A 6,188-nucleotide genomic window follows, 5' to 3' on the forward strand; every position below is an offset into this window, starting at 1 on the left:
AATGCCAGGGAAAAAACACGAAACTATCAAAAAACGTATTGCTTCTTTAGTAGAAATTTATTTAGAATTTTTGGGATTAGATTTTACTCCTACTGGTTCTGTCACCCTAGAAAATGAATTTGAAAAGGTTAAAAGAGAAGGTGATGAATCTTATGAATTGGTAGCAAATAGAAAACATCCTGATTTAGTGATTGAGGTGGTTGTTAGTAGTGGAGGAATTAATAAACTAGAAGCATACAAACGGTTACAAATTCCTGAAGTTTGGTTTTGGATGAATGATGAGTTATTGTTTTATAGTTTAGGAAATGAGGGATATGAGGCTGTTAGTAAATCGCAACTTTTACCGAGTTTAGATGTAGGTTTATTGATGCGTTGTATTGGTATAGAAAATCATGCTCAAGCACTGCGAGAATTTAGAGCAGGGATAAAAATTATTGAATCAACATAACAATAGAAAATGGTAATTTTTTAAGATTTTTTTATCACCATAACTCCAATTTGTGAAAGCGATCGCCTATTGGTAAGCTGTTGTGCATTTAATTTGTATAAGTGGAACAGGCAAGATGCCTGTTCCAGAAGAGTTCAGAATATTAGGATTATACAATTTAGCAGTGTAACAGCTTAGTAAGCTATCGCCTGTGCCGCCAGGCGGGGCAGAACGGCCAACTCATCAATCAAAATGCGGTTCAGATACTTTTTGAGCAGAACCGCCACACATCCGACGACCAGCCGTAAATTATTACTTAACTATGTCCGAAGACGAGGAAATCGTTTTAACACTTTTTCATGGTCTTTGTTCCACTGCTCCTGCATCCTTTGAAGATATTCATCTGAATAAATACCATTGTCCCGCAGATACACACTACTGGTTAGATTAGTAATTACGTTTGCAATAGCTTGTTTAACAAATATTTCACCATGATTGCTAATCCAATCTTCTAAATCTTGAAGACCTGAAACTTTTTTGACAATGCTTTTGCCAGAACTTTTCGCCAAATCAAACAAAGCTCGATTCAAGTGATGATAATAATCCATGATCTACACTCCTTAAAGTTGAAAAATTGGGCTGAATAGTAGAATTTCTAGACAACCCAATTACGTTAGACTTAGACAGTCTTTTTATTATCTTTTGCACTGTTGACCGCTTTAGAGACAGCAGCAACACCAGAACTTGCTGTCACAGCAGTTCCAAGCACTTTAGCTTCTGTCTTATAACCATTAGCGGATAGATTGCTTGTTGCTCCAGTAGTTGCGCCAGCAGCAGCACCAAATTTAGCAGCAGCAATAGCACCAGCCATTGCTGCACCTGCTTTCGCACCCATGAGTCCTCCAATAGGACCAGCAATTGCTGTACCAACAACAGCACCTTTTATTGCGCCAGTAACAGCAGCTTCGACAGCAGAGGGTTTTTGACCACCCTTAGAGCTTGTTGAAGTATTACCACCGTTAGAGCTTGTTGAAGTATTTGAGCTACTGTTGTTCGAGGGATTCCGAGAGCGTTCAAACGCATCAATCATTCCAGTACCAGGCATAATTACTTTCCTCTTAGTAGTTAGTAGGAATTGTTTCTTTTCCTGTAATTACGGTAGCTGTCTTTAATCCTGTATGTCTAGGGAAAAAATGGACACAAATCAAATCTTGTCCTGTCCTGTCCTTCCACCCAGATGATAGAGAATGATGACACAGCTAGTCTCTCTGCTATAGTATAAAAATGTAGCTATACAGCAGGTAGCGTCTCAGTCTGACCTCCAACTGGGAAAACCATCCATTACGTTATTGGTCTGCTATCTCATAGGGAGATCGCAACCGCTGTAACTGATTGAAAAATCCCTAAATAGCTAAGTACCTAAGCAAAATTAATTACACATATCTAACCCCCTCCTTACCTCTTGCCCCTTGCCTTTTGCCTTTCTTCACTGGGAAATTTATTTTGCACGACTACTTATCAACCAAGTCATTGTTACTTCACAAAATTTTTAATTGTGTTATTCAAAAAAAGGATTTAGCCATGCCTAAAATAAAATTGCCTGAAGCAGATTTGATAAGACTGAGAAATTTTCTGGGGGGTCTCAAAGATGAAAATGATAAAAAAATAACTCAAGATGATATGGCAAAAGCTCTGAATTATGGCGACAAAAAAACTATCTACCGCCATGTTTTTGACCGCAACAGTCAAGAAGTAAACAGTGATACTGTTGAACTGATTTGCAAATGCTTTAATATAGATCTTGCCCAGGGTGTTGATCTGGATTTGTGGGAACAACTGAAAAGAAATGTTAAAGCCAAAAATTTAACAGTAAAAATTAGTTACCCTCCTGAGTTCAAATCTTTAATTGAGTCTCGTACTAAGCGATTTGTGGGACGGGAGTTTGTAACTCAAGCTTTCGACGAATTTCAGAAAAATAACGATCGCGGTTACTTTACCGTATTGGGGGAACCGGGTACAGGGAAAAGTGCGATCGCCGCTAATTATGTTGTAAACAATCCGGCGATCTGTTATTTTCATATTGCTAGTCAAGGAAATAATACTCCTGAGAAGTTTTTAAACAGTATTCGAGAGCAACTTATTCAGCATTACAAATTATCTAACGTCAATAGTGCTAATTTAGCCACCCTAGTCAACTTAGTGGCAGAGAAGTTATCATCCAGTGAATCTTTAGTGATTGTGGTGGATGCTTTAGATGAAGTGATACAAGAGGTTGGGGCAGAGAATATTTTATTTTTACCAAGAAACTTACCCCAAAATGTCTATTTCTTTTTAACCAGAAGGCATTATCGAACGGATGGAGAAAGAAGGCTTTTTACAGAAGTAGATACTCCTCAACATGAATTGGATTTACGTCAAATGAAGGATATTTCTCAAAATGATATTAAAGAACGTATTGGGTTATTCCTGAATGACGACCCTAAGTTACAAGAATGGTTAAATCGTAATTCCTATACACCAGATGATTTTATCAAGAAGGTATCTGAAAGGGTTGTTGATAACTTTATGTATTTAGTTTGTTTAATGGACGCACTCACCAGAGAGCAATATACTAATTTTAATTTAAATGATTTACCTACAACTCTCAAAGATTATTATGATTTGCATTGGGAAAGAATGGGCATGAATCGTCCAGAAAACATTCACAAAAAGAAAATTTTATACTTGCTCAAGGAAGCTAGACAAAAAAAAGGAAATATCTATGATGAATTTATTGTGGAGATATTTACCATTGACATTGATATTTTAGATCAAGTAATAACGGAGTGGTATCAATATTTGCGAGAGGAAGAAAATGAGGATTCAATTTATTATGATTTTTATCATCAAAGTTTTTTTGAATATTTAACTCAAAGAAAAGAATCAAATACTGAGCAGAAAATTTTTCGAGAAGTCAATGAAGCTCTAAATCGTTACTGGAAACAAAATGATCCTGATGAATACCAGTTTAATTAGCACTTAATAAACTTGTAGACGACATTTCCTATCTAAAAATGGATAAAAAAGAACGACAATTATATTTAGCGACAGTTCCTAGTAGTGCCTTCGAGTCTGGGAATCTCAGGCGTTACTATGGATGCTTAACCTGTTATCCTTTTATTTCTGATAAATTAAATCATCCGAGTTTTGATGTTCAAGATGTCATAAATGACTATGATTATGTTCATCAATCTGATTTACGGAACCATCCTGATTATGATGCAGAAAGAACGGAAGCCATAAAGCTAATTCAAGAAATGTTTAGGTTATCTGCCCATATTCTAATGGAGCATCCTGATCAGTTAATTCCACAGTTATTAGGTAGGTTATCCTATCCATCTTTGTTAGAAAATTTTTATATTCAATCTTTTCTAGAACAGGCAAAAGCGAAGATAGTTCCACCTGCTTTAATTCCTTATTTAGGAAGTTTACAACCACCAGGTACTGGTTTAATTCGTACTCTTTTAGTTTCTCCTTTTGAGGTAAATAGTATAGCAATAACATCAGATGGAGCCAAGATCATTTCTGCCGCATCTGGAACAGTAAAGGTATGGGACATAGCGACCGGACAAGAATCATTAACTCTCACTAATCCCAATAGCTTGGTGGATAGAGTAGCAGTATCACAAGATGGAACAAAAATTGTTGGTTCTTTTTATACTGATGGGATAGTTAAAGTATGGGATGTCAAGACAGGACGAGAATTACTCGGACTCAACGTTGATAGTTACTGCGTCCATGGAGTGGCGTTGACACCCGATGGAACCAAGATTGTTACTGGTGGTTGGGATCAAAACGTAAAAGTATGGGATATAAAGAACGGAAAAAAATTACTTACACTCACTGGTCATAAAACATGGGTCGAATTTGTGGCAGTAACAGCAGATGGAACCAAGATAATTTCTGCTGACAGTGATTCTACGATCAAAGTGTGGGACATACAAACAGGACGAAAAATACGAACGCTCATTGATTGTTGGAGCGTTAAAGGAATAGCAGTAACATCAGATGGAGCCAAGATTGTCGCCGCCTGTGGAGACGAGACGATAAAGGTGTGGCATATAGATATCAAGATTTGGAATGTGTTAGCAGAGTCACTTTTCTCTAAATTCAACGCTCGTAATAACGAGCTAAGTGGAGTGATCAAAACACCAGATCAAGCAAAAATTGCCCCTATTCTTGGGAATAAGACGGGAAAGCTGTGGGATATAACGAAAAAGGTTTGGGATATGGTGATAGGACGGCCATCCCTCACTCTTACTGGTGGTCATAAATGGAGTCCAAGTGCAGTGACGTTGACACCAGATGCAGCCAAGATTGTTTCTGGTGGTTTAGATGAGACCATAAGAATATGGGATCTAAGGACAGGAGAACAATTAGGCTGCTTGCGCGGTCATAATCAACTAGTAAATGATCTAGCGGTAACACCAGATGGAACAAAGATTGTTTCCGCTAGTAATGATGGTACGGTCAAGATATGGGATACAGAGAAAAGATACGAAATTCGCAACTCGATGCGTTATGTAGGGGTAACACCAGATGGAACAAGGTTTGTTCTTGCTGATTGGGATGGGATGATTAAGATATGGGATATGGAGACAAATCGGGAATTATATGCTTTCACCGCCCCTATCGATCGGGTCAATATGAGAGACAGCACACCGGATAGAACAAAGATTATTTCTGTTTCTAGTGATGAGATAGGAGACACGAAGCCATTTAATATCACGAATAATATAGTGATATGGAATATAGAGACGGGTCACGCATTACTCACCATCACTGGTCATAATAGTGTATTCAATGATGTAGCAGTAACACCAGACGGGGAAAAAATTGTTTCTGCTAGTCGTGATGGGATGGTCAAAGTGTGGGATATAGAGACGGGTCAAGTATCACTCACCCTCGCTGGGCATAATGACGCAGTTACTAGCGTAAAAGTAACACCAGACGGGAAAAAAATTGTTTCTAGTGGTTGGGATAGGACGGTCAAAGTGTGGGATATAGAGACGGGTCAAGCATCACTCACCCTAGCTGGTCATAATAGTGTAGTCAGTAATGTAGCAGTTACACCAGACGGGAAAAAAATTGTTTCTAGTGGTTGGGATAGGACGGTCAAAGTGTGGGATATAGAGACAGGAGAATGTCTTACCACTTTTGTTGGTGAAAGCAGGTTTGGGCAAGTTATCATTTCTTTCGATGGCAAAAAGATATTTGCAAAAGAATTTAATTTGAATAGGGATGGTGTGTTCCATTTTTTAGAATTAATTGTTTAATCTCTAGTGTGAGATAGGGAAGAATTATTTGCGCTCAACCTGTTTAACCCGAAATAGATTTAGGATTTTGGCGATCGCCTCTAGCTCTTGAAAAACAGGATAATTCCGTGAGTAATAATAGAGTAGAGAGTTTATTTGAATAGACATAGACGAAAGACCTGCAAATTGTCTAAATCGAGATATCTAGCTGACATCGTGACTGTGAATTTCTCCACAGTCAATACTAAAAATTTATTTAGAATCATATAGGACTTACGCAAGATGTGACTGAAAACCTTATTCTTGCGTAGGGGTAATTCATGAATTACCCCTACTTTCGTTCCCTTTTGCGTAAGTCCTGTCATACTAGACCTCTTGCATAATTTTTTTATGGTATAATATAAGGTTTTGCTTTTTTCTCAATTCTTAGATTGAAGTGGAAAAAAGAATAAAATGTGATCTTAGGT

General features: G+C 37.7%; 5 protein-coding genes. 3 read left to right on the top strand and 2 right to left on the bottom strand.

Annotation, left to right across the window (positions count from 1 at the left end; all coding sequences use genetic code 11):
- On the top strand, nt 1-448 hold a 448-nt coding region (locus tag PX481_RS20010), incomplete at its 5' end, for a Uma2 family endonuclease (protein ID WP_288095633.1).
- A gap of 299 nt (nt 449-747) precedes the next feature.
- On the opposite strand, the gene PX481_RS20015 is transcribed toward PX481_RS20010, so the two are convergent.
- Nucleotides 748-1,035 carry a hypothetical protein gene (locus tag PX481_RS20015; RefSeq protein WP_002756813.1) on the bottom strand — a complete coding sequence of 96 codons (288 nt, stop codon included), beginning with the start codon at nt 1,033-1,035 and terminating at the stop codon, nt 748-750.
- A gap of 71 nt (nt 1,036-1,106) precedes the next feature.
- Entirely contained in the window at nt 1,107-1,532 is a 426-nt protein-coding gene (locus PX481_RS20020; protein ID WP_002756814.1) for a hypothetical protein, read from the bottom strand.
- Between the two features lie 476 nt (nt 1,533-2,008).
- Here PX481_RS20020 and PX481_RS20025 point away from each other — a divergent pair, with 476 nt between their 5' ends.
- Nucleotides 2,009-3,442, top strand: a complete 1,434-nt coding sequence (locus tag PX481_RS20025; protein WP_002756815.1) for a P-loop domain-containing protein — start codon at nt 2,009-2,011, stop codon at nt 3,440-3,442.
- Between the two features lie 38 nt (nt 3,443-3,480).
- Nucleotides 3,481-5,742: a WD40 repeat domain-containing protein gene (locus PX481_RS20030; RefSeq protein WP_288095635.1), complete on the top strand. Its 2,262-nt coding sequence runs from the start codon at nt 3,481-3,483 to the stop codon at nt 5,740-5,742.
- The last annotated feature ends 446 nt before the right edge of the window (nt 5,743-6,188 follow it).

Source organism: Microcystis sp. M53603_WE2 (genome assembly GCF_030065435.1).

Bases quoted from the DNA above. Each gene is read 5' to 3' on its own strand.
- PX481_RS20015 (WP_002756813.1), bottom strand. From the start codon at position 1,035: ATGGATTATTATCATCACTTGAATCGAGCTTTGTTTGATTTGGCGAAA.
- PX481_RS20020 (WP_002756814.1), bottom strand. From the start codon at position 1,532: ATGCCTGGTACTGGAATGATTGATGCGTTTGAACGCTCTCGGAATCCC.
- PX481_RS20025 (WP_002756815.1), top strand. From the start codon at position 2,009: ATGCCTAAAATAAAATTGCCTGAAGCAGATTTGATAAGACTGAGAAAT.
- PX481_RS20030 (WP_288095635.1), top strand. From the start codon at position 3,481: ATGGATAAAAAAGAACGACAATTATATTTAGCGACAGTTCCTAGTAGT.